General features: G+C 37.7%; 17 protein-coding genes. All 17 read right to left on the reverse strand.

The genetic code is table 11. From position 1 onward, the window contains the following. Positions 1-28 precede the first annotated feature (28 nt). The 17 genes from H4J73_RS03135 to H4J73_RS03210 all read right to left on the reverse strand — a co-directional run bounded on the left by H4J73_RS03135 (position 29) and on the right by H4J73_RS03210 (position 23,204). Positions 29-7,105 carry an RHS repeat-associated core domain-containing protein gene (locus H4J73_RS03135; RefSeq protein ID WP_182223708.1) on the reverse strand — a complete coding sequence of 2,359 codons (7,077 nt, stop codon included), beginning with the start codon at positions 7,103-7,105 and terminating at the stop codon, positions 29-31. A gap of 203 nt (positions 7,106-7,308) precedes the next feature. Next, the gene (locus H4J73_RS03140; RefSeq protein WP_182181125.1) at positions 7,309-7,662 is read right to left on the reverse strand and encodes a hypothetical protein; all 354 of its coding nucleotides are present in this window, start codon (positions 7,660-7,662) and stop codon (positions 7,309-7,311) included. Between the two features lie 26 nt (positions 7,663-7,688). Beyond that, a complete protein-coding gene (locus H4J73_RS03145) occupies positions 7,689-8,036 on the reverse strand; it encodes a hypothetical protein (RefSeq protein WP_182181126.1) in 348 nt (115 codons plus the stop codon). Between the two features lie 26 nt (positions 8,037-8,062). Beyond that, positions 8,063-8,416, reverse strand: coding sequence for a hypothetical protein (locus tag H4J73_RS03150; protein WP_182181127.1), 354 nt, complete (start codon positions 8,414-8,416; stop codon positions 8,063-8,065). Between the two features lie 61 nt (positions 8,417-8,477). Further along, positions 8,478-8,816 (reverse strand): hypothetical protein, encoded by a 339-nt coding sequence (locus H4J73_RS03155; protein ID WP_182181128.1) that lies wholly within the window; start codon positions 8,814-8,816, stop codon positions 8,478-8,480. Positions 8,817-9,787: 971 nt separating this feature from the next. Next, positions 9,788-10,120, reverse strand: coding sequence for a hypothetical protein (locus H4J73_RS03160; protein ID WP_182181129.1), 333 nt, complete (start codon positions 10,118-10,120; stop codon positions 9,788-9,790). Positions 10,121-10,294: 174 nt separating this feature from the next. Next, positions 10,295-10,429 carry a hypothetical protein gene (locus tag H4J73_RS20335; protein WP_259366680.1) on the reverse strand — a complete coding sequence of 45 codons (135 nt, stop codon included), beginning with the start codon at positions 10,427-10,429 and terminating at the stop codon, positions 10,295-10,297. Between the two features lie 315 nt (positions 10,430-10,744). Further along, on the reverse strand, positions 10,745-11,059 hold the full coding sequence (locus tag H4J73_RS03165) for a hypothetical protein (RefSeq protein WP_182181131.1): 315 nt from the start codon (positions 11,057-11,059) through the stop codon (positions 10,745-10,747). A 109-nt stretch (positions 11,060-11,168) separates the two neighbouring features. Next, positions 11,169-11,537 carry a hypothetical protein gene (locus H4J73_RS03170; RefSeq protein WP_182181132.1) on the reverse strand — a complete coding sequence of 123 codons (369 nt, stop codon included), beginning with the start codon at positions 11,535-11,537 and terminating at the stop codon, positions 11,169-11,171. A gap of 59 nt (positions 11,538-11,596) precedes the next feature. After that, positions 11,597-11,947, reverse strand: a complete 351-nt coding sequence (locus H4J73_RS03175; RefSeq protein WP_182181133.1) for a hypothetical protein — start codon at positions 11,945-11,947, stop codon at positions 11,597-11,599. Between the two features lie 59 nt (positions 11,948-12,006). After that, on the reverse strand, positions 12,007-12,315 hold the full coding sequence (locus H4J73_RS03180; RefSeq protein WP_182181134.1) for a hypothetical protein: 309 nt from the start codon (positions 12,313-12,315) through the stop codon (positions 12,007-12,009). A gap of 212 nt (positions 12,316-12,527) precedes the next feature. Continuing rightward, positions 12,528-12,866, reverse strand: coding sequence for a hypothetical protein (locus H4J73_RS03185; protein WP_182181135.1), 339 nt, complete (start codon positions 12,864-12,866; stop codon positions 12,528-12,530). A 106-nt stretch (positions 12,867-12,972) separates the two neighbouring features. After that, entirely contained in the window at positions 12,973-13,308 is a 336-nt protein-coding gene (locus H4J73_RS03190; protein WP_182223709.1) for a hypothetical protein, read from the reverse strand. An 80-nt stretch (positions 13,309-13,388) separates the two neighbouring features. Continuing rightward, positions 13,389-13,718, reverse strand: coding sequence for a hypothetical protein (locus H4J73_RS03195; protein WP_182223710.1), 330 nt, complete (start codon positions 13,716-13,718; stop codon positions 13,389-13,391). 201 nt (positions 13,719-13,919) lie between these two features. After that, positions 13,920-14,621, reverse strand: a complete 702-nt coding sequence (locus H4J73_RS03200; RefSeq protein ID WP_182223711.1) for a transposase — start codon at positions 14,619-14,621, stop codon at positions 13,920-13,922. Positions 14,622-14,909: 288 nt separating this feature from the next. After that, on the reverse strand, positions 14,910-15,593 hold the full coding sequence (locus H4J73_RS03205; protein WP_182223712.1) for a tetratricopeptide repeat protein: 684 nt from the start codon (positions 15,591-15,593) through the stop codon (positions 14,910-14,912). Between the two features lie 9 nt (positions 15,594-15,602). Continuing rightward, positions 15,603-23,204: an FG-GAP-like repeat-containing protein gene (locus H4J73_RS03210; RefSeq protein WP_182223713.1), complete on the reverse strand. Its 7,602-nt coding sequence runs from the start codon at positions 23,202-23,204 to the stop codon at positions 15,603-15,605. Positions 23,205-23,702 lie beyond the last annotated feature (498 nt).

The following is a 23,702-nucleotide window of genomic DNA, read 5'->3' on the forward strand; positions in this document are numbered from 1 at the left end:
GTTTCTCTATAATTCAAAAAAGTTAACCTTAACGATATGGTATTGGTGTTGTGGTCATATGCATCATACTAGCACCTGTTCCACCAAAACCAATGTCAACCCCCCATGAAGTCATTTGCGGCATGCCAGGCCCATAAGTTGTCGCAAAATCAGCCCCTACAGGCCCTAAAGGTACGGAATACTCAACGGAGTCACCAAAAAAATGTCCTCTAGATGGACTATAATCAAACGACATGCCATGGCTAACTTCACTACCAAATGCTTCATTCATGTTTAAAGGGTTCGGGTTATAACCTAACTTTTGATAAAAGCCTGCATCATCATTTTTTGTATCCCAATATACACCGTAACCTGCTTTAATACCGATAGTACTTTTAACGGCAGTAGCTTCATAGCCAACAGCATAAACACCAGATAGCTCGCTGTTCGCATTATCCCAATAATCACTCCATGTTCGCTTCATATCCTTCCATATTTTAGAGTAATTTGCTTTACTGGCTTGATTAAACATAAATTGATAAGCACCAGTCCTTGCACCATTAGCAAACTTTCCACCTGAAATTGCAGACGCTGTACCACCAATGACAGCAGAAATTACCGTGCCGCCGACAATTTCTCCGCCAGATAAATTCTCTCCGCCAGGTAAAAATGCACCACCTAATCCCTTAGTAACACCAGCACTAAAGAATCCGTGTCCAAATTTCCCCCCTTGAAGTTTCGATATTATACCTCCAGCCGCTGCATGACTGGCTATTTGCCCTGCGACTTGGCCCGAAGTAAGCATATTTCCACCAAATTCATTAAGCCCCTTAACACCATTGGCTACATTATTTGCTCCAACACCACTAAAGTGTTGTCCTATCCCATAAAATACAGCTCCACTAAAGGCACCTACTAAGGCCCCCTTAAGGCTACCTGTTGCTATCCCACCAGCGATAAATCCTTTAAGGATTGCCCCGCCAATTCCTTGCATCCCAGGAATAAACATCATTGCCATACCAACAAATGGAGCAAACTTCCCAAACATCTTATTCAGTCCTTTGAATAATTTATTAAAGAAATACCCACTCGGATCGGTATAGCTCATAGGGTTATTCAGCACATAACTATAACGGTTATAACTCTGGCTATTCTTAGGTGCCTGAATATGCGGATCAGCCTGCAAGAACCTCCCCAATGTTGGATCGTAGATCCGACCGTTCATATGAATAATATCAGCATGATCTACAGATTCATGCCCGGTAAAGCCTCTTGGCGTAATATCAAGTAACTGCGTTAAGGTTATCGCGCTAAATGATCCTAAGTTGGCGACATAGTTCCCCGTATTAATAACTTGCTTTTTACCCCAAGCATCAAAATACAGTTTTTGTTTAATGTCGCCATTAGCGTCTGAAATAGTGTCAATACTGCCCAAGTGGTCTTTATGTAAGTAGCTAATTTCACGGGTACCGTTACTACGTCTTAGCTCAATTGCACCGGGTAAGTTACGGCGCGTAGTGATCACTGACGAGTTAGATTTACTGACAATTTCAACGCTACCAAGGTAATACGTTGTCGTTGTCACGTCGATACCATCAACCTCTTCGGTTGTTACACGTTTAAAGCGCTTACGGTCGGTGCCATAGGTAAACTGAGTACTACCTTCGTTGTTGTTAATATTTACGGGCTTGTCAAAATGACTGTAATCAATCGTTCGACCTCTACCAGAGGTCATATTACCATTAGGATCATATTGATAACTTTGCGTAGTACAACCTGCACTGCCTATGCCACTAACTGCATGCGGCCGAGCTGAGTTATAGCAATAATTACCCACATCATACTTCCACAGTATGTTGCCATTTGCCGCATACCTGACTTTTTCAACATCATTAATATCTGTTAAGCGATTGATATCGTCATAATCAAAGGTTTCTAGTTGCCCTAATGTACCTGTTTTCAGGGTATCATTTTCGCGACTGCGTAAATTACCTAGGCCGTCAAAACTGTAAGCATTGCTTTGAATAGCAACACCATTACTTTGTGTATTAATAGTGCTAATAAAACCATTCGCTTGGTTAAAGCCTTTAATTGAAGAGGTTAGGTTGTCGCTTTGATTAAAGTGGGTAACATTGCCTAGGGCATCCATGGCTGTTACTTGGTAATAAACCTTAGCATTAGCACTGGCGCCATTTCTTGATTCCAGTTGTTTTTCAAGGTAACCATAAGTATTGTAGTGGTTTTGTACGCCCCAACAATTACCAACGGCACTGCTATTGTTTACACAGCCTTGTAAGCTCGAGCTGTCTGCTTCAAAACTTTGAAATAATCGCCCTTTTTCATCATAGGTAACTTGTTGACTGTAAGTCACATTGTCAAAGGTTGTTCTAACAATATCTGCTCGCCCAAAGGCATCATAGAAATACTGTTTGATTTGATTACCATCACTTTCCGATTGCAACAAATGTGAAGCAAAATAGCTATAGTCGGTATAATCTGTAACATTATTACCCGTAACTGCACGCAATACTGTTCTACCAATACTGTCTCGATAGAACTTGGTGATAAAGCCATTAGCGCTTGTTTGGCTTATTAACTCGCCTAAATTATTATAGCTATAGCTCCAATTACCTTTGTCGGGGTCGTTCATGGCAATTTTTCGGCCATAATTATCATATGTTGTTTCGATAATTGTGTTATCTACACCAATAACTTTTGTTAAATTGCCAACCGCGTTGTATTTGAATTGAACAGTACCAGCAGCATCTTGCACACTGGTGCTTTCACCTAAAACACTTTTAGTTTCAATACGACTTTGTGAGACGTTATGGCTATCGTTGGTGTTAACGGTTGTTGTCACCGTTAAGCCATTATAGACCATTGTATTTGATGTACCATTAGCGGTACCTGCTGCGGTGTCAGATGATTGCACACGACCAAAAACATCGAAATAGGTAATATTCCAATACTGTGTTGCGCCCGTATAGTAAGGCATGCTTTGTTTTACGGCTCTGCCGTAAGCGTCGTAAATAACACTCTGTTTGACAATGGTACCGTCAAAGCCAATTTTTTCAGTGCTAACGGCTAGACCACTGGTATTAAAGTGGCTGGTCATTCTTGGTTTATCTGATGAGGTGGTGTACTGCGTATAAAGTAATGTTGATGTACCCGACCAGCTGAAATCAAGATAGTTATGAAGTGTTTTTTTACTCCATTGCCCTAAGCTATTACCGGTATAATACTGATTACCAAAATCATCATAACCAATGTTAGTAACTACACCATTTATGTCTGTTGTTCGGGTTACTTGCCCACGATTATTACGACTATTGATAGTACTTAGCGCCGCAAACTTATCGTTACCTTTCGAAATAACATAGCGACCATTAGCATCATAAGTAGTTAAAGCACGGCGGAACACGCGATTATTTAACCCGTTAGTCCCGGCACTTTCTGTTTCAATATGCGCACTACTACAGCTAACACTACCCACATTGGCATATGCGATGGTCTTTATTTCATTGCCCTTTGTGTCATAGCAATGCAAAGTACTTAACGCTTCAGAGCCACCTAAGTTAACGGTTTCAAGACTCAACATACCACTTGTGCCATGATATTCGAATGACGAGTTTCGCGTGATAACTCTTTGAGCTACTGGATGCGCTGATGGGCGATTATGGGTAACAGAGGTGTTCGATACGCGACCTAACCACCAATTACTTACATTTTCATCCGCATAAGTATTAGTTGTCGTTACTGTTGACAGAGTCGTATTGTATGAATTTTTTGTGGTTACCGCTATCGTTTGTAAATTTGCATGATTATCGCTATACACTTGATAAGTATGATCAGTATTAACTTGTGCTATTTTAGCTGTAGCGGTACCTGCATCGTTAAGGCTGTACTGGTATTCCGTACTAACGTCTAAATATGGAAAGACAATAGTCGATGATTCTAACCATTTTTCACCATAACTATTTATTGCATATTTAATGCGCTGGCTTGTCGCTACCGATGTTGTGCCATTAATATTTAATGCATTTAGCTGCGGTTCACCAAAGTAACTTAATGTCGCCTTCGGCATGCCAATATAAGGGAAGTTTTGCTGATATACCGTATCGGTTGTAACATTTGACTGATGATCATAACTGGTGAGTTTTTCAAAACCTAAACTACCACGACCGCCTGCTTGTACACGTAAACCTTGATATTTATAACTTACGCTAACTTGATTATTTGATTCATACAAATTAGTCGAGGTATTATAACCAGGGGCATCTGAGGTAACCGTACTCACTAAATAGCTTGGTGAGATAATGTCATAAATGGGTGAGCCATTACCATAGTCGGTTAAATCTTCAGCGTTATCTGCTTTGGTATAGAACTCATCATTGGTGAGAAGATCATATTCGATATAAGTTTTTAAACCAAAACCATTGGTGATAGTGTGAATACGGTTACCCGGTTGGTTCGTCCATTGCCTTTCAAAATTAGGGTAATGACCGGTGAAGTACCAATCGGAATTACTACGATAGTAAAAAGTTTTACTGCTGTAATCAATTTTAGCAGTATCAAGCCTACCGTCACCGTTCCAGTCACCAACCAAGGTGCTGTCTGTATTCGAGTCAAAATTTGACTCTTCAAATAATAATTCGCTAGCACCAAATACTGTTGCTTGCTGATGATGCACACGCCATTCAGCATCCTTTTTATTAAAATATAAAATGTCTGCTTGACCATCTTTATTTACATCAACAAACTGCATACTTTGTATGTCGTCATTATTAACAGTGACTCCGTTACTGTCTTTCAGAGCAATATTGATTACTGAATCTGCAAAGCCATCACCTGTTGCAAGGAGTAATTTATAACCACTACTACTTTTGTGCAGAATATCACTAAGTCCATCACTATTGATGTCGCTGGTGAATAAACCACCATGTTCAGTACTTGCCGAGTTACTATATGAATCAGCTATATTTTCAACAAGTTGGTAACTGTAAGTGCCATTATTTTCAACTAATTCAAAGGCGGCCAAAAAATAATAACTTTGCACGCCACAGCCTACTTGAGCCTGACCTCTAATTCTAAAAATAGCATCGGCACGACCATCGCCATTAAAGTCAGTAGGCGGTAGATGAGACACAAGCGAAGAAACCGACAATGAGCCAATAGAGCTTGAACTGTACCTGACACCAGTCATAGATATGTTAACAGGTACTGCTGAACCGAAATCTCCATAGCTATTTTTAACAATATAGTTTGTACCGTTATGTCGGTATACCATGTCGGCGTCACCATCAGCATCTATATCGTTAAACATCACGTCAGTACCTGTTTGCGAGATGTTTGGCCCTAAATACTTAATATAGTTTGTGGTAGTTCTGTCTATGCCGGTGCGATCATCTTGGATAGTAGAAATTATTGCATCATCAAGGTCGTATGAAACCCACCTATTTAAGCTAGCAGAGCCTCGAGGATAAATAATTTCCATTTTACTGTCACCGTCAATATCTAACGGCGTTATGCTCGGCTGCACACCATTATTAAGTGAAAATGAATCTAAGCGAGAGGGTGGTTGAAGCGTACCTTGGTTGTTGTAGCTGATATACAAGTCGTAATGCCCTCTAGTCTCTACGATATACGCTAGGTCATTAAAACCATCGCCATCGAGATCAAACGGGACACTTACTTTAAGAGTATCTGAGCCTAAATCAAGGCTCTTATTCGGAGCCATAGCTCCTGAACTTGCACTTGTTTGATTATGCCAATCAAACACTGTGGCTGGTAAACACGTGCCGCTCGCGATGCCATTACATTCTTGAATTTCTTTAACGCGATATACATTGGTTATAGCATCATTTTCATACGTTAAATGGTAGCTTTGAATAGCGGAAGTTGTACTAAAGTGATTGTAAACAGCTATATCGTCTAATAGTGCCGTGGCTTCTACTTTTTCACCCTGCATATAACCATAAGCTTGATCAGTGCGATCTAACCCACTTCGGTAGTTAAATTCTATTTTATTATTACTATACTCAATTTTATCTATAACAACTTCATTCTTACCAAAACCGTCTGCTTCGGTATTGTAGTAAAAGAAAACTGAATTATCGATGTTTTTGAAATTGTCACTGGTACTGGCAATAAACCAAGTGAAGGCTGTGCCATTAGCACTAAGATGAAGACTGTCCGTTCTTGCAGCAGAAATATCTTGGCCACCATAATAACTAATAGAGCCATCTACCCGCTCTACGGTGAAATACGCAGGTCCATCACCAGAGTTACCTTTAGAAATAACTCTAACTTGGCTGTCAACTTCTGTTCTATATTCAGTTTCAGGCTCGCCGTAATTACCACTAACAGCTAATAGTTTTTGGCCATTGAGGCAGAAACGATCATCATTTGATAATGAAATAGTGCCAATATCATTGTCTTGTTCTTGTGTTTGTCGACATCGTGAAATTGCAGATAGACCACTAAGGTTCCACCCCATTCCTAAACTACCGTTGCCACTTCCAGAGTTATAATTGAGCGATAAACTTGGGGTTACATTGGCAATCCCTGCTGGTAACTTTACGGGTATGTTATAAGTTGCAGCACCTGACTCATCTACTTTAAAACTGCCTGGCGTTAAACCAATACGAGCATCGTGAAGTGCATCAATAGGTGGTATCGCAGCTAAGGAAGGGGCTAGTGGTTGTGCAACATTTCTTTCAACATTGGGTTCAACGTTTAAATTGATTTGGCCACTCCAACCACCTGTGCTTGAACAAGAGTTATAGGTACACGCCATGACTCTAATGCTCGTATAACCGGAAAAGCGACTATCAATAATCGTGGATAATTCATCAGTGATTAAAATGCTGACCCACTGCCCTGCGGAATTTAGTGCTTGAATTTCATATTGACTAGCATGCTCTACATCACCCCACGATATTGTTGATATTCCGTTATTTTCAGATATATGAACATTGGCTGGCGCAGCAAAAGTGCCTGTGGGTGTATAAGGAATGAATGTTGTAATATCTCCTACACTGATTGGGATCCAAGTTGTATCTGCTTGGTTATCAAGTGAATAAAACATGGTAAGCATCGTTAATATTTTAAGAGAAATTCCTCTCATGAAACACATTCCTTATATTTTTATTATTTAAAGAGTAATAAATCTACTACAGCTGAATTTGAGGATTAAGCTATAAAAATTTAGTTTACAGTCAAATTATTAATCCCACATCTACCAACAAAAAGTAAACATGACATATTATTATTTTTTATAATTTACATAGATACTTAATAAACAACGTTGCATAAGCACGTTAAAAAATATCATCTTAACCGTACAATACGACGGTAAACATTCTGATTGGCACCCCAAGCTTCACAGCTACCGGCTTCATTATAACTAACGGTTATATTTCTCCCTGTTGCTTGAGCAGAAAGTAACATTGCATACATTCTTGAGCGGCCCTCTGCTGACATTGCAGAACTTATTGCAAAAGTGTTCTTACTAAGACATTCCGCTACATTAACGCCAGGGGATGATAAAGTAACCAAAATTGTTTCTTTCCCCATATAGGTAACAATACCTGTCACTTTTCCTGAAGTATCCAACCATCCAGCAATACTGGTTTGTGATACGATTAAGAATAAAAGTGCAGCAAGGAATTTAAAATATTTCATTATATCTTTCCTAAATAATAGTCTGATTAAAATTGAATATAGTTAATGCGGATATAGGCCATATTGCCTGTACCACTTCCACATAATCCATGGAAAACAATCGGCAACTTACTTGCTTTCGATGTTAATGCAGCCGACAAGGCTGCACTCGCCGCAGGTGAACTTTTATCTAAATAGGCATATATTGCATTTTCACAACCTGGTGCTTGCCATGTACCGTTTTCTGGCACAAAGTAATAAGTAGCACTCGTACCTGTGTCTTGAATTCTAATTTCTTTAATGATCTTGCTTGCTGTTGTTGTTTGTTCATTCGCAGCACTAGCCGCAAAAAATGGCAATGCAATAAATAAAAAAACCAACCGTTTGTATTTCATGGTTATACCTTCAACGTATAATTTATTTAGCTTTTTAACAGTACAATGCCATAACCCGTTTGGGTAATATCGCAAGCTTTAGTACCATCGAAATGACTAATATTTGAAATCCGTACATAGTGGTCATTTGTTAAGGCTGTGGTAATTAACCCGTAATAGTAGGGATAGTTTTTGTCTGACTGAGGAATATACACATTAAAACCGTACCAACCGACTTTACAGAACTCATCGAACCTTGGCTCTGAGAGCTTTATCCATAACATGCCATCGCCATTAATTTGTATTCGTTCAACTTTTCCAACCAGATCGGTGCCTGAAAAACCATAGTTAGAAAAAGTTACTAACGAAAACAGTAAGGCTATTTTTATAAAAAAATTCATTAATTACGCTACTCTTTACTTATTTATTAAAAATTTAAGACACAACTTAAACAGCTATAATTTAAACAACTCCAATATAAACGGGCGCAGGTGTATTACCGTAAGTAGGTAATGCTGCACAAGTGCCTGAGCCAGGATAATAAAAAATAGCTTTATTACCCTCCTTTTTTATATTTTGTAACATGCTTGTCCACATTGCACAGGTGGTAATACTGACGCCTTGCCTAGCTTCATTTAGACTACATATAACAGTGAAATCATTTCTTCCTTGGTGAAGAACATTCACCGAACCATTGCCATAGACAAGAATTCTTGAAAGACCAACAGTACAATTAAAAGCAGCTTCGCTTAAGGTACTTATTGACAGTAATAAGGTGAACAGACTAATTTTCAGTTTCATATTTATTCCTTTAAAGTGTTTTACTCTTTATTTTAAAATTTTTTTCATGAGCTTTTTTGTTTAATATAGACGCGTTGAAATAGGTGCTCTATATCGACTGTTACAACGAATAAGCCAACTACCAAGAAGGTAACGATATAATACGAAGCGAGAATAGCAGCATATATTTGGTCAAAGGAACAATCTGCGGGAGCTAAACAATATAGACTTTATTTCAAAATTATCTCTAGTAGACACATCAACGCTGGGCATTGCGATTTTAGAATTATAATGAATTATTTGACTGACTTTTTCATAGGGAAACGAGCTATTCGCGTTGACTTGAAATGAACAGAATAAAATAATAACGAATAATACTTTCAACAGTTCAATCCTTGAGACAACATAGAAAATTTAATATTAGACAAACAAATCAAAGCCTAGATTTATTTTGTTACATAATTTACATTATATTAACTACATTTACTACATATTAATAAAAAATTAAAAAACATTATTTATAACTTCATTATTGCTTTCACTTAACAGTTACGCTGTTAGTTTAATTTGCTCTGGGGTGGTTGACAGTGTTGGTTATCATGAAAAAAATCAGTTAATGGTAAACGTTAAGCAGCATGCATACACCTGTTTTTTTCTGTGATCCGAAACAATATGGACAGTCGCAGGTGCATGAGGCCAGAAACATGCAAATCACTTTTTGCGATATTCTTAAGTGCTAGAGCAACAAAAGAGCCAGTTAGTAAATTACATTTTGATGGTGACAGTGTGTCTGCATCGTATAATGGATTTCAGTCGAGGCAAAAAGTTTTTATTCGTTACGTTAACTAATAAGTAAATAGCGAATTCAACGCCATGTTATGCGTGACTATTCTTGCATAACATGGTGTTATTCAACTGAAATGTAAAAACCGTAACATAGGCTTTAAAGATCAAATATCACACCATACACTCTATACTTTGCAATGGTCCATTTAACTAAAATTCAATCGAATTGCATCTATTTCACAAAGCCCCGCAATTATTTTGTCATTATAGAGTTGAAACCTTGCAATTTTTTGAGTTGTTGCTGCAACTATGGCAAGCGAATAGAGACGATCAAAACCTACCGAGTTTGGGTTTAAGTAACCTCCATTAGGGCATGATGAGTTCACATTGGTCATTTCAATTCTAATAATGCCACCTTGATAATCATCGTATGCTGATATTTCGGTTATTTTTACATCACCCACAGCTACTATTTCAGCATGGGCAATATTCATAATACACCCAATGAATAAAATCAGGGTTAAAGCTAAACTTTTCATATATTTCCTATGAGCCTCGCTTAATAAACTGACTCGATAAATTTATTTTATTCTAAGTTGCACGGCAAACTGCTACACGCACACTTTAAATAATTCGAATGGATGCCTGTTATTTCTCAAAGTAGAGGGATGTTTGTTATTTCCCGTCTCCGTTTTAGTCATTTATTTTGATACTTACTTAATCAATTTAATTGAAGATAATAAAACAACGGTGTTACCTGCGCCAATATAGCCATGTCCGACTATGCCTTTACAATATGATAGTTGTATCGACTTATCTGCAGCCAAGGCAGTAATCAATAAAGGCATAATGTTTTTTTACCCATATTCATTCAACTCGAGTGCCGCTATATTACTTAAAGTAGCATTTGTAGCGTCGGCACTGGCATCTAACCTGGTTCAATTTTTATCTAAGCAAAAACCACTAAACATATGAATATCTTTAACCTTTTGTGCTGCTCCTCTATTGTCACAAAAGCCAGCAAATACTGATGATGAGAAGAAGGTTAAAAGTGTGATTAATAGTAAAATATTTTTCATTGTTAGTTACTCTAGTAAACTGGTTTTAATTAATATTACACACGATTAAAGTTTGAGTGGGTGCCTGTTATTTTTTGCTATTTATTATTCCGAAAACACGTGTAAGTACATTGGGGTTAAATAATGAGATGATAAACTCTCACATGTTTCACCAGAGACCTTTACTCGAAAACTAATACTTTTACCCGACATTAAGGCTGATAAAACCATTGATTCACTTTTACTTGATATAGTGCAAACATATTTTCCATTGCTCTTATTACCATCTAACATGAACGCTAAATTACCGTTGCATTGTTGAGGCCATTCCAAAACAAGCTTTACTGTTCCCTTACAATCTACATCGGCAAAAGCTGAAGTAGACATTATTAATAGCATTATTAATATTAATTTTTTCATCAGTACTCTTTACCTAGCTTCATAGCCCTAATAATGACTTTAATAGTCGTTATGATCAGCGAGACAAGGGTATCGCCAGCTAATGTAGCTTATTTAATTAAGGTTAATTTTAGCCGTCGAGATGTACCCAGCGAGCGGTTGCAACTTCCCAGGCTCCAGCAGAAGAACAATTAGAGCTAGAAACGTTATCAAAATGTACACTAATTGATTTCCCCATAGAATAAGCCGTTAAAAGAGTACTATATGCAACTTTACATTGTTCTGCAGAAACAGGATAAACCGTTCCAATCGTCTTGCCTAAATTACAGATATTAACGGGACCAGCCATTCCTTCTAAACGCAAGAAAGCTCTATCTGTGCTATGAACGCCTAATGTAGTTATCTTACCTGTACAAACAAATGAATTTGCGGCATTCGCCGTAAATGTAAATAAAGTCGCTATGCCTAAGCCTATAACTGTTCTGTAAAATATGTTCATGTAGAATCTCTTAATATAATGTTTTTTTTGTAGATTTCTGATGTTTTTTACTTTTTAACTTAGCCCTCCAAGCCTATATAATAAAGCTGATAAGCACTTGAGCTAAAATTTTTCCAGTTGCCTTTTGTACAAGATGTATCGGTATCATTCCTAAAATACAGTCTTATTTTTTTCTTTGCCATTTTTGCACTCAATATCATACTTAATGCTGAATTGCATGCCTCTGGCGTATACTCTCCTAACTTAACGCCTGTATTACAAAGTACGTTTCCGTCTCCAATCGAGCCTATATTTACATGGATATTACCGTTTCCAGCGACTGCAATTGAATTCACATTACCTATGCAATGGTGAGTTGCCATAGATGAAAAGGATGTTAGTAATGTGGTTAATAATAAAACTTTTTTCAATTTTCGATACCCTACTAAACTTGGTTTAAATTAATTGGCAAAAGTTTTTATCTAGTTTATTAATTATTAAAACTAAAAATAGTGATAGGTCTAACGTTGTTATTACCACACCAAGAAATAGGGTCTTTAGGGAAAATATTCGCGGTAGTTTTATCAGCAGCAATCATAAACATTGCCATTGAAATAAAGTGATTTAGTTTTTGCTCACCAACATCACTCTTTCTAACTACCCAACGCTCACCATTGCTCATCAACATGGAAAAATCTGAGGCACAATAAAAAACACTTTTTATTTTCAAACCACTGCCACTTGCCATAACCTGATTACTGAGTAGTAGAAGACCGATTAACATTATTTTTTTTAACACTTAAAACTTCCTTATATAACGCTCCATTAGGGAGCGTTTCAACGTTGTTTAGCTTTTCAAAACACCCAATTTTAAACGATAAGAAATAATTTAATCAAAATTAACCTCTTTACCTTACATTTACGTATAAAAATTTTAGTCAAAAACATGGGTGTCCCTTTTTATTCAGAATAATCTAATTTGGGAGTGTCCCTTTTTATGTTTTATTTTCACTACGGATTTGTAGATAAGTGAATTTCGGTAAACACTTGCCCAGGCGAACCGATACTGCATCTTCCTTGTGCTTTAGTATAAATATCTACTTTATGGTTTGATGCTTTTGCTGCCATTAATACCGATAGTGCCTCTTTCTTAGCTTCTGGATCCCAACCTGTAAAGAGCACCCAATATGAGCCACTAGTATCTGACGAACTAGACATTAATACTACTTTATCAATGCCCTGCTGGTGATGAATACTTATTCTTCCCACATAAACACCAATACATTTGTCAAATGCTGCAGCTGCTTGATGAGAAAATAGAATCATTAAAACTAATAATAACCAACGCATTTTTTTACCTATTTATTTTTTGAGTGGATGTGTTTTCATTGAACTAAATATATGAAGAGGCTTTTTAATCTTTTATTGACAAGTATGTCAGTGCCCCCTGTCTATGTTAATTCGATAACATAATATAACCAGGGCTAGGCGCTGCATTGTATTTTGGAATTTCCGTACATGAAGGCACATTACTGTAATAAGCAATCATGGGAGTTTGTGCCGTTTTTCCGGTAATAACCATTGAAAGCCAGCTTTTACAAACATCGACAGTAACTCCTTCTCTTATTTCGTTTACATTACATATCGCTGTGTAATCGTTTCTCCAACTACCGAAAATAAACAATGTGCCATCTTTAGCGATATAGGTCCGGGATATAGTACCTGAACACCATTGACTACTTGCCGATGCATAACTTGAAAAAATTATAAGAATTAATAATAACCAACGCATTTTTGTATCTCTTCCTTTTATTTTTATTTTTATTTTTTAAATAACCAATGAGAATCATTCTCAATTGTTACTGGCCACTTTTACCCTGGATATTCAATGGAATATAATTTACACCAAAAACTGCCACTGCCAGGCCATTTTTGATCCGTGTGACCAGTAACTTTGACTTTAGTTTTAGCTTGGTAAGCGGCAAGAATGAGGCTGAGATTCGCATTAAAGCCAGCATCATTCTTGCTTATCCAATATCCGTAACAGTTAGCCGTTGGATTTGCAATACGAAAAACCACATCGCCACCACCAAACTGATTGTATGAAATAAATCGTGTAATAGTGGTGGCTTGGCTTGCTTCGGCAGCTTCAACATGGTTTATTCCAAGCAGTAAAACGATCCCTAAAATAATTTTCTTCATATATTCCTAATAGATTTACGTGTAAATGTTTTCATAAAACAGGGCTATTTATATAGCCTTATTTGAGAGGGTGTTTGCTATTTTTTTTATCACAACTGATCTATCAGTAGATAATCACTTATTTCTCAGCCAGAACACCGCTTAAAGCCAAACTTACATTATTTTTAGCATTTTTTGGGTGTCCCTTTTTATTCTGCTACTTTAATCCCGATTTTTTCGCCAACCAACAGGACGACCAAATTTTTTGGGCGTCATTCTCCTGCCCGTTAACGTGGCAAGTTGCGCTTTAAATGCATCATTACCTATCGCCATTCCTTGATTCAGCGCCTCTCGAATATCCGTTAACAGCTTTCCTTCAACATGGAACTTAAACAAAGCACGATAAGCCGCTTGACGTGCTATCAAATCACCTCCAAGTGCGATTAATAACGCATGCGGTGTACACAACACCGACGGCTTACCTAATGCATTAACCTGATAGCTTGACCATAGATAACTAGAAGGATCTGCTACCATGCCCGCCCGGACAGGGTTTAATTCAATATAACGATAAAGCTGTATTAAATATTTATCTTCTTGCACTAAACAAGACTTATAGCGCCCTTCCCACAAAGAGCCTGTACGCTTATAACTAAAGTTAAAATAGCGCACATATTGCCGCCCCAATGACTGCATTAACTTACTTACCCCACCGTCACACCTTGGCGTACAAAGTAAATGCACATGGTTAGTCATTAATACCCACGCATGTATCTCGACATGATATTTCTTGGCGTATTCCTCTAACCAGCCAAGATATGCGCTAAAATCTTGCTGACTAGCAAAACAAACTTGGCGGTTATTACCTCGTTGAATAACATGTTGTGCAACACCTATTGGAGAAACTCGTAATCGTCTTGCCATCGGCTTTACTCACCTTATTTCCGTTTAAAGAAAGATAAGATGAGTATAGAACAGGTTTAACTTTACACTGACCCCAGTTATTTCTCTTTTATTTTTCCGTTTAAAGAAAGATAAGATGAGCATAGAACAGGATTAACTTTACACTGACCCCAGTTATTTTTACTTGTAAATTTTTAATAACAAATAAGGCTATTTATATAGCCTTATTTAGGTAGCTATTTACTCTATTATCGGTTGAACCAAATGAGAATCAATCTCATGTGACACCGCCCCCTTTGACCCCTTTTATTATTTTTTGTTTAAATCTTTTACAGAACATTTTGTTTTCAAATGCAAATTTTTCAGTTTAGAAAAATCAGGCTGATGAGATTTGTTTTTATCTAAAAGCTGAACCATTTCACTTTCTATTCTTGAGCCGCTTTTGGCAATTGACAAACCAAACGTTAACCATGCCATGGCTATAGGTTTTAATTCATCACTATCAAGCAATAATGATGAAAGCCTTTCTATTGCGATTGGATTACAACTTAAAGCGGACTTTTTTAACCATTTATAAGCATCATTATTTATTAAACTATCCCTATTTAATTTTTTATAAAGCTCCCATTGCCCAGCACTATTTCCAAACTCTGAAGCTTTAATTAGATATTCTTTTGCTTTTTCATGATCTCTTGTTGCATAGTGATCATATAAAATGAGCATAGAATCAGTGTTCCCCCAAGATGCAGATAGTGAGAACCATTTTATAGACTCTGATGAAAGCCTCCCTTTTCCCCCAATATAAAACGTACCTAATAAATAAGCAGCATACACATCTTTATCTATTTCAACTTTTTTTTTCAAACATGCTATATCGTGTTTTTCAGCTATCATAAATGATGAGTTTCTTTTACAGAAATCAACTGTATCATCAGCATTAACGCAAAAATTAACTGATAAACAACACACGATAATAAAATAAAATTTAAACATAGCTCCCCCTTAGTTCTTTGGTGTTAAAAGTCTCCATTGAGCATTATTTTGTAACGTAACTTGCCCATATTCACTAACATGTATAAGACCTGTTGGAGCCCATACATTGACATTATGCATATTTGAAAACTGTTGTCCGATTGAATTTTCTCCTAAGCCCGCATTGCAAGCATAAACACGTAAAGTTGTCTTGAAATCATAAATTGTATCAGTTTTTAAAAACTCACTTAACCCATTTGCATCTACATGTTTATACTTCAAATAAACTTTTTCCCCATTTGTTTCACCATGAGAACCATACGAAAACTCTCCATCTTTTCGTTCAATCCGGCTCATCAGATCATGATCTTCAGTACCTAGTGCATTTCCATTAGCATCTACACCCTGACCGACTCTGTAGCCGTTATGAGTTTTAATCGCTGCCTGATTAAACATATATTGAAATGCTGCGGTATTAGCACCATTAGCAAACTTCCCACCAGAAATTACAGAAGCCGTACCACCAATCACTGCAGAAACTACTGTGCCATATGCAATTTCACTACCAGAAAGATCGCTCCCTCCTGGCAAGTAAGCACCACCTAATCCTTTAGTAACACCTGCGGAAAAGAAACCATGGCCAAAATTACCACCGCTGACTTTGGAGATAACACCTCCAGTAACCGCATGCGCTGCTATTTGCCCTGCTATTTGACCCGAAGTGAGCATATTCCCCCCGAATTCACTTAAACCTGCAGTACCACTGGCTAAATTCTTGACACCTGCAGCTTGGAAACTTTCACCTATTTGTTGAAAAGCTTTAGCCGATACATAAGCAATGGCCCCTGCTTTTAATGATGCACCAAGATCACCTGTAACAGCATAAGTAGAAGCCGACGCATATGCTGCACACCCCCATGGGCCACCATAGAAACAAGCAGCACCTTGCGCTATGGTATTTAAAATAGGTATTTTAGCAATTGACCGTAAAAGCTTCTTAGCACGCTTTAAAGGATTAAATGAGAAGTAGCCACTCGGATCGGTATAACTCATCGGGTTATTCAATACATAACTATAACGATTATAACTTTGACTATTATTTGGGTACTGTACAAAAGGATCAGCCTGCAAAAACCTGCCAATTTCAGCATCATAAACCCGACCATTCATATGAATCAAATCAAAGTGGTCAATCCCCTCATGCCCAGTATAACCACGCGTAGTTGCGGAACCTCGCGTTAAGTTAGCCACGAGGCTACCCACATTGTTATTTATAATAACCTTGGTTTTCTTGCCCCAAGGGTCATAAATAAACTGCTCGGCAACTTGCCCATTTTCGTCGGTAATGGTAATAGCAGAGCCTTGGTAGTCGGTATGCGCAAAGAGCGTACTAAAGGTTGTTTCACCTTCTTTACGGGTTAATACTGCCCCCGCTATTTGATATTTATGCTCAATTTTACTGCCTGCACCACCGGTGCGTTCTATACGTTCGTAAGCGCCAACATAATGGGTTTTATATTGTGTTAACCCTGAATAGTTATTGCCATTCGGCATTTTTTCTTGAATCTCATCTTCACGTAAATAACGGCTGCGATTCGCGTATTTAAATTTACTACTTTGCACGCCGCTGGTAATTTGCCAAGGTTTGTCGAACGGTGTGTAATCATAGTCTCTGCTACCATCACTGGTTACATTACCGTTAGCATCGTAACTATAGTTGCGGTAACTGGTGTTACTGCCTTTTTGAATATTATGTAAACCACGGCGTTTTAACGGATAAGCGCTCGTGCTGTCGCTATGGGTTTGCCACTGGTAATTATAGGTATAATTATTTGCATGGTTTACTTCTTCTCTTTCTCCACCACTAATAGGCCAATGGTTACCAGGTGTAAACACTGGTGGCCTTGGGTCTATAATTTCGCCAAAACGAACTAATTCACTACTGTATTTACGGGTAATATTGCCAATAAAGTCGTATTCATAGTTTTGCTGGTAGGCAAACGCTTCGTCAAGTTGGCTTACATCAATATTACTGTAATCAATGCTTCTTTCTTTTACGCGGTTAATACTGTCGTATTCAAAGTTTTCACTAAAGTTAATACTGCCTGCATAATTTTGATTGCGTTCGGTTAAGTTGCCTACATAGTCGTAGTCGTAACTTAAGTTATGCAGTACTTGTCCACCCGACTTGGTTAAACTTATATTAGATACTCGGCCTATTTCGTCATAACCGTTGGTTTTACGGATACCTTTACCAATGGTTTCCTTTTTTATTCGGCCTGCGGCGTCCATTTCGGTAATTTCACGTAGCGTTAAGTCACCTTGTTTGATGCGTTTTAAGTAACCATATTGGTATTGGGTATTTACAACTAACCCTTTGGGTAACGTTTGGGTACTTACTCGGCTATAAGCGTCGTACGTTTGACTTTGTAAAAAGCTTTTCCCTTCAAAGGTTGTAGTTGTGCCAGACAAACGGCCTAATTGATCAAAATTAACACTTTGCTGCCACGTGGCCGTGGTATTAATTTTAGACGCACAGTTAAAGCCACTTAATGCACTATTACTACTGGTAAACTGTTGTTGCTTAATGAGTTTCCCGACATTTTTATCGGCTGTACTCGTACCGTAATGAAAACAACTGACTGTTGCATTATAGTCGCCTAACGCTTGCTCGGTAGATTTAGTTTTTCGCCCTAATACATCGTAATAGTTACGTGAAGTTAAATTATTTGCACTTGTTTGAGCCGTAAGTTCGCCAAAGGCATTATAAGCATATTGCCAATACCCTTTGTCAGGATCATACATGCTGGTTTTACGGCCTTCGTTGTCGTATTGCGTATGAATAGTGACTTTTTGACTCGTATTGTTAGAAGCATAATTACTGACTTTGGTTAATTTACCGAACACATCGTATTGGTAGTCGGTAATAGACCTGACAAACGTTGTGATTGTCGTAGGTGGTGTCGTTGGTGGCGTTGGTTCAGTAGGAACATACAGCGCACTAAACATTCCCTTAAAGGCATCTTTTGCTTGTAACATTGTTTCGTCGCCACCCGTTTCTTGCGTAATAGTGGTATGAACGGGTGTTGTTACTTTAGTTAACTGCCCTAAAGCGTTAAATGTTTCGGTGCGGGTATTTTGTTCACCGTCGGTGTATTTATTTTCTAAGGCGTTATACCTTCGCTTATTAATGGCGCCGTCTGGTAATTTTTCTTCAGTAACACGCCCTAAAACGTCATAATAAAAGGTGGTTTTATCAAGGGCTGTGGTTGGCGCTAAACCATTAAGTCTCGATTCAAAATATGCTTCACTGGTGGTTTTTCCACGAGCTAGTGCATCGAAAGTATAATATTGGCTTGACCATTGGTTTCCTGAAAAAGACTGTGTTTGTGCTTTTACTTTACGACCGTAAGCGTCGTACCACACCGTAGAACTTGGTTTACCACTTGAGGTTGTCGTTTCAGAAAAGCAAAGTTTCTGGGTATTGACAATACAGTTACCTAGATTAGTGCTTGAACTGTATGCGCGAGTAATCAAACTGGTTGTACCGTCAGCCCTTTGCTCTTTAACTAATTGGCCTTGAATATCAAAATATTGTGTTGTTGCTATTTGGTTAGGGCCTGTGGTTGTTTTTGACCAAATACGGCCATTAACGCTACCCGCTTGACCGTTATATAAATAACGTTCACTTTGCGCTATTGCATTCTCTACACCGGTAACAAAACGGCCATCTGAAGACCAAAGTGTTGTTGAACAACGTGACTCACTGGTGTTTTCGTCAATAACACAAACCTTTTCTTTGCTACCGAACGCGTTGTATTTATACGTTGTTTTTTGCTTTAAACCATCGATTTTTGACCATGCCAACATGCCATTAGCTTGATAACCAAAACTTGAACTTCTTGTTTTGCTTTCGCTACCACGGGTATGAGTTACTGATGAAGTATCTAATCGCCCTTTTTCTGCTCCGCCACCTAAACCATTATAAGTATTACTGGTAGTAACACGCGCTAACTCAACAGTCCCCCCTGCATTAGCAAATTGCTTGCTAGTGCTGCCGGTTAGATTCCCGAAAATGTCGTAATTTGAATCTAATTGGCTATGGCTAGAAAAAGCGACAGTGTTGTTAGTTAATAAGCGCCACTTTTTATCGGTAGCAATGTCAATGTATGGGAATAGACCAAATTTCGGGCTCCAAGTTGGAGCAAAAGTATTTGTTGATTCACTTAATACCTTTCCGTCGTAGCTTTGTGTTGTTGATATTGGCATACCTACATACGGAAAAGCTTGGCTATATTTGGTGGTGGTTTTTATGCCTGTAGTATTATCTATGGTGGCTAATTGTTCAAATCCTAATGAGCCACGCCCGAATCTGTGCATTAACATACCTGAATATTGATAACTAATAGATACAGGTTTATTTCGGCTTAGCTCGTCTTGGTATATTCCGTAAGAGTCGTAACCTATATTGGTTACGTTTGAGACAACCCAAAGGCCTAAGTTTGGTTGTACAAAGTCACTTTTAAAATATGTAGCATAGTATTTTGAGGCCGCATCTCGCCTAATGTTAATTAAAGAGTCTAAATAGGTTGAACCCGTTTGAATACGATTACTATCTTCTTGCAATAAACCATAATGAATTTCTGTTGTTTGTCCGAAACCGCTGGTGACCACATCAATAACGTTTTTACGTTGTTGTGGAATTTTAGCTAGCTTGTATTTCATTTGGCTGCCTTGCTCAAATAAAATATCTAACTGACTATCACCGTCGAAATCTGCGAAGTGCATTTGTTTTTTATCGTCAACATCTACCGATATAGTTAAGCGTTGAGTAAAAATTGGAATATTATTCTTATTTGCTTGGGCTAAATAAACTGCAAAATAGCTGCCTTTGTAAGCAAGAAGATCGGTTAAACCGTCGCCATTAATATCAGCAAAACGATGATAACCATAGATATCAGCATCTGATGCATTTAAAACATTCGTTGGAATAGCATTAGTGATAAATTTGCCATCGCCTTTCGATATTCCTACATGCCACTTACTGTTTACTCGATATAAAACATCACTTAAACCGTCACCGTTAAAATCAGCAATGCGAATATCTTCTTCCACATCAACGAAAGCTAAAAAGTTTAGTGGATATGCCGACTGATAATTAGGCGTACCGCTACTATTTACCGTCCCCATTAAAGCTACAGGTATGGTTAATGAAGTTGATCGATTGCGGTAAGTTTGTTCATTTTTTGCTATAAGTGGATCACAATAGGCTTTGGTTTCAGAACGTACGTAGCTATGATAAACAATTTCCCAATGACCGACATTGCTAATTTTAGGTGTAGGAGCAGTGCCAATTAACTTTTCACAGTAATATTTTGAAACCGAGCCCTTTGATATCAGGTCTGAAATACCGTCGCCGTTTAGGTCTAAAAATGCAGCATTTTTAAGCGCGGGGGTTTGTAAATGAACTTTTGAGGCATTGCCGCCTAGGTTATTAGTCACCATGCTATTAGTGATTAATTTTTTGTAAAAAGGACTTATGTAACCACCAAAATTGTAATAAACCAACAAACCGGTCTCTTTTTTGGTAACCATATCAATAAAGCCATTACCGTCGACATCAAGCAATAAAGTGTTTTTATGGTCATCATCCCTATAGCTATTGATATATGTATTGGTTAGTTTATTATCTGCTGATAAAGCGAGCTTGTACCATTTTTTGTCATGTGGATAAATAACTTCCATTCGACCATCGCCATCAATATCAACAACTCTAGCGTAGTCAGAGCTTCCTTTACTAAAAGTACTTCGATGTGAGTCAGAGGTTTTATAAATAATTCTATTATCGCCTTCTCCTGTAGCAGACATAATAGCTATTGCCCATTTACCGTCATCAACATAATAGATATCGCTCAGACCATCGCCATTTGCATCTGCGGTAAGGTTTGTTTCAGAATTTCTAAAGTCACTATCAAAGCTAATATTTTTAACATCACCAAAAGGTTCGAAATTTGCAGTTTGGATGATTGTTTTCCATTTTTTACAAATTTGATGCCCTTTCGGTTTACCATAATAAGATGTGTTGTCAATGTCTTCGTCAAACCACGCTTCACACACTTGTTTTTCTCTTGTGCCCGTTTGTGTACTGCTCCAATTAAAACTCGAAGCAGTGAGGCACTGTTCAGTTGTATTTTCAACTAAACATTCTTGAATATCTGTGACACGGCTTATATTTTCTTCAGTTGGGGTGACATCTTCATCTACAATTCCGTTATCCCATGTAATGTTATAACGGCGAATAAGTGTTCCTGATTGTGTTAATTCGACATTATTTATGTATTTCGTTTGCGCGAATTGTCGGCCATATCTATAACCATAATGAGGTCTAGGGTTAGGAATATAATTTACTTTTAGCTCGTTTGGTGCGGCTGTTGCTCCCCAAGTAATTGTGTCTAAGTTAACTTCGTCTACCTCTGTGTCGCTAACATCGAGTGCGTTGGCGTGCGAGTAGTTGTAACTTATTTGGTTTGCTTTAATGTCTTGAATAGCGGCAATTAAGTAAGCACTCGGTGAAGATATGCTGCCAACATAAGCAGCAGCGTTAGCATTTACAGTATTAGTACCAAAGTAATGTGTTTCACCTGACTTAGTTTCTACTTCAAACCCTGTTGCGCCTTGGGTATTGGAGCTGGTGATAGTAATAACACTAAAGTCTGCAAATTCAGTATGGTATACAGCATTGGTTTGCCCATGCGTACCGCTTACTTTGATTAAACGCTGGCCGTTGTAACAATATTCATCGACAATCGATAAGTTAACTCCGGCAATATATCCGTCTTGGGCATAATTTTTAGGGCAACGGCTAATGCTTGTTAAACCAGAAAGTGACCAACCTCGACCTAAATTACTGTTACCACCGTTAGATGAGTAACTAAACGCCATTTGTGGAGCAACACCCGCAATACCTTGGGGTAATTTCAATGGTATTTGATAAGAAGCGGAGCCATCTTCTGCAACTCTAAAGCTACCGCCTGTAGCGCCTATTATTTCAGCTTGGCTCGTTTTGTATCGTGAGGCATTAAAGAATTTTTTATGAATATCACCTAGCAAGGTGTAATTTGGATATTGAATGTCTTTGTAGCCATCGCCATTTACGTCAATAAATTGGGCACCACTACCTTTTGATAAATCGACACCATCTCTGTTTACGCCGTGCACGCTAAAAGAGATTGACCCATTTTCTAAACCATACAAAATAAAGCTGTCATTTTGAATGTTCTGAGATCTTAAAACAACTTCAAGATCGCCATCGCCACTAAAGTCATGATACTCAATATTATAATCAGAAGGAGTTAGTGTTAAGGCATTAAATTGCGCTTCGGTTAGGATTTCTACTTTCCATACGCCATTTTCTTCATATAATCTAACTAAGGCATTATTAGGGTAAACAGATAAAGGTATAGAAATATCGGCATGAATGAGAACAAACTGCTTTGGGAGCTGTAAGTAAATATTCCCTTGGGGGTCTTCAAAAGCTTGATACTCCTGATATAAAGGCGTATCTCCTGCTTGTGTTACTGTAGATAAAAGGCACAACAAAAAGACAATAGATTTGACGAATCTATTAAACATACTAACTCCTGAAATATGTTCCCAAAGGCTACATATCGGTAATGTAAATTTATTCAAATTGATTTATTAAGGTTTATTATTATTGTTATTAGAGACTTAGTTCCTAGGCCAGTAGCACTTACTATTAAGGGAATTGCATCCTTGTAACGCGGCTAGTCTAAATTAAAGTAAAGAAAAAGAACAGGGAAATGTAACCAAATATTAACAAGACATAATTATCTATATAACATCAGTGGGTGTTTGTAACAAAATCACAAAACCAAAATGATAAATATTCAGTACGTTATTTGCACTATTTTTTATGAAGAGTTGATTGCAGCCATCGTGTTCACTGAATGTTTCATAGCCGTTATATCGGTTTAAAATTGGGTCAGCGTTTATATAAAAAAAGGATGCGTGCGCATCCTTTTTTTATATATGAATCGCAACTAACTAAATATTTTTATAGATAGATAACGTTGAAAGGAGATTACTTTTTCACAATAAAATAACCATTTA

Source organism: Colwellia sp. MB3u-41 (assembly GCF_014076845.1).
Taxonomy (GTDB): Bacteria; Pseudomonadota; Gammaproteobacteria; order Enterobacterales; family Alteromonadaceae; genus Colwellia_A.

What these genes read in the sequence shown, in the direction of transcription:
- H4J73_RS03135 (WP_182223708.1), bottom strand. Translation starts at nt 7,105, where the DNA reads ATGAGAGGAATTTCTCTTAAAATATTAACGATGCTTACCATGTTTTAT.
- H4J73_RS03140 (WP_182181125.1), bottom strand. Translation starts at nt 7,662, where the DNA reads ATGAAATATTTTAAATTCCTTGCTGCACTTTTATTCTTAATCGTATCA.
- H4J73_RS03145 (WP_182181126.1), bottom strand. Translation starts at nt 8,036, where the DNA reads ATGAAATACAAACGGTTGGTTTTTTTATTTATTGCATTGCCATTTTTT.
- H4J73_RS03150 (WP_182181127.1), bottom strand. Translation starts at nt 8,416, where the DNA reads ATGAATTTTTTTATAAAAATAGCCTTACTGTTTTCGTTAGTAACTTTT.
- H4J73_RS03155 (WP_182181128.1), bottom strand. Translation starts at nt 8,816, where the DNA reads ATGAAACTGAAAATTAGTCTGTTCACCTTATTACTGTCAATAAGTACC.
- H4J73_RS03160 (WP_182181129.1), bottom strand. Translation starts at nt 10,120, where the DNA reads ATGAAAAGTTTAGCTTTAACCCTGATTTTATTCATTGGGTGTATTATG.
- H4J73_RS20335 (WP_259366680.1), bottom strand. Translation starts at nt 10,429, where the DNA reads ATGCCTTTATTGATTACTGCCTTGGCTGCAGATAAGTCGATACAACTA.
- H4J73_RS03165 (WP_182181131.1), bottom strand. Translation starts at nt 11,059, where the DNA reads ATGAAAAAATTAATATTAATAATGCTATTAATAATGTCTACTTCAGCT.
- H4J73_RS03170 (WP_182181132.1), bottom strand. Translation starts at nt 11,537, where the DNA reads ATGAACATATTTTACAGAACAGTTATAGGCTTAGGCATAGCGACTTTA.
- H4J73_RS03185 (WP_182181135.1), bottom strand. Translation starts at nt 12,866, where the DNA reads ATGCGTTGGTTATTATTAGTTTTAATGATTCTATTTTCTCATCAAGCA.
- H4J73_RS03190 (WP_182223709.1), bottom strand. Translation starts at nt 13,308, where the DNA reads ATGCGTTGGTTATTATTAATTCTTATAATTTTTTCAAGTTATGCATCG.
- H4J73_RS03195 (WP_182223710.1), bottom strand. Translation starts at nt 13,718, where the DNA reads ATGAAGAAAATTATTTTAGGGATCGTTTTACTGCTTGGAATAAACCAT.
- H4J73_RS03200 (WP_182223711.1), bottom strand. Translation starts at nt 14,621, where the DNA reads ATGGCAAGACGATTACGAGTTTCTCCAATAGGTGTTGCACAACATGTT.
- H4J73_RS03205 (WP_182223712.1), bottom strand. Translation starts at nt 15,593, where the DNA reads ATGTTTAAATTTTATTTTATTATCGTGTGTTGTTTATCAGTTAATTTT.
- H4J73_RS03210 (WP_182223713.1), bottom strand. Translation starts at nt 23,204, where the DNA reads ATGTTTAATAGATTCGTCAAATCTATTGTCTTTTTGTTGTGCCTTTTA.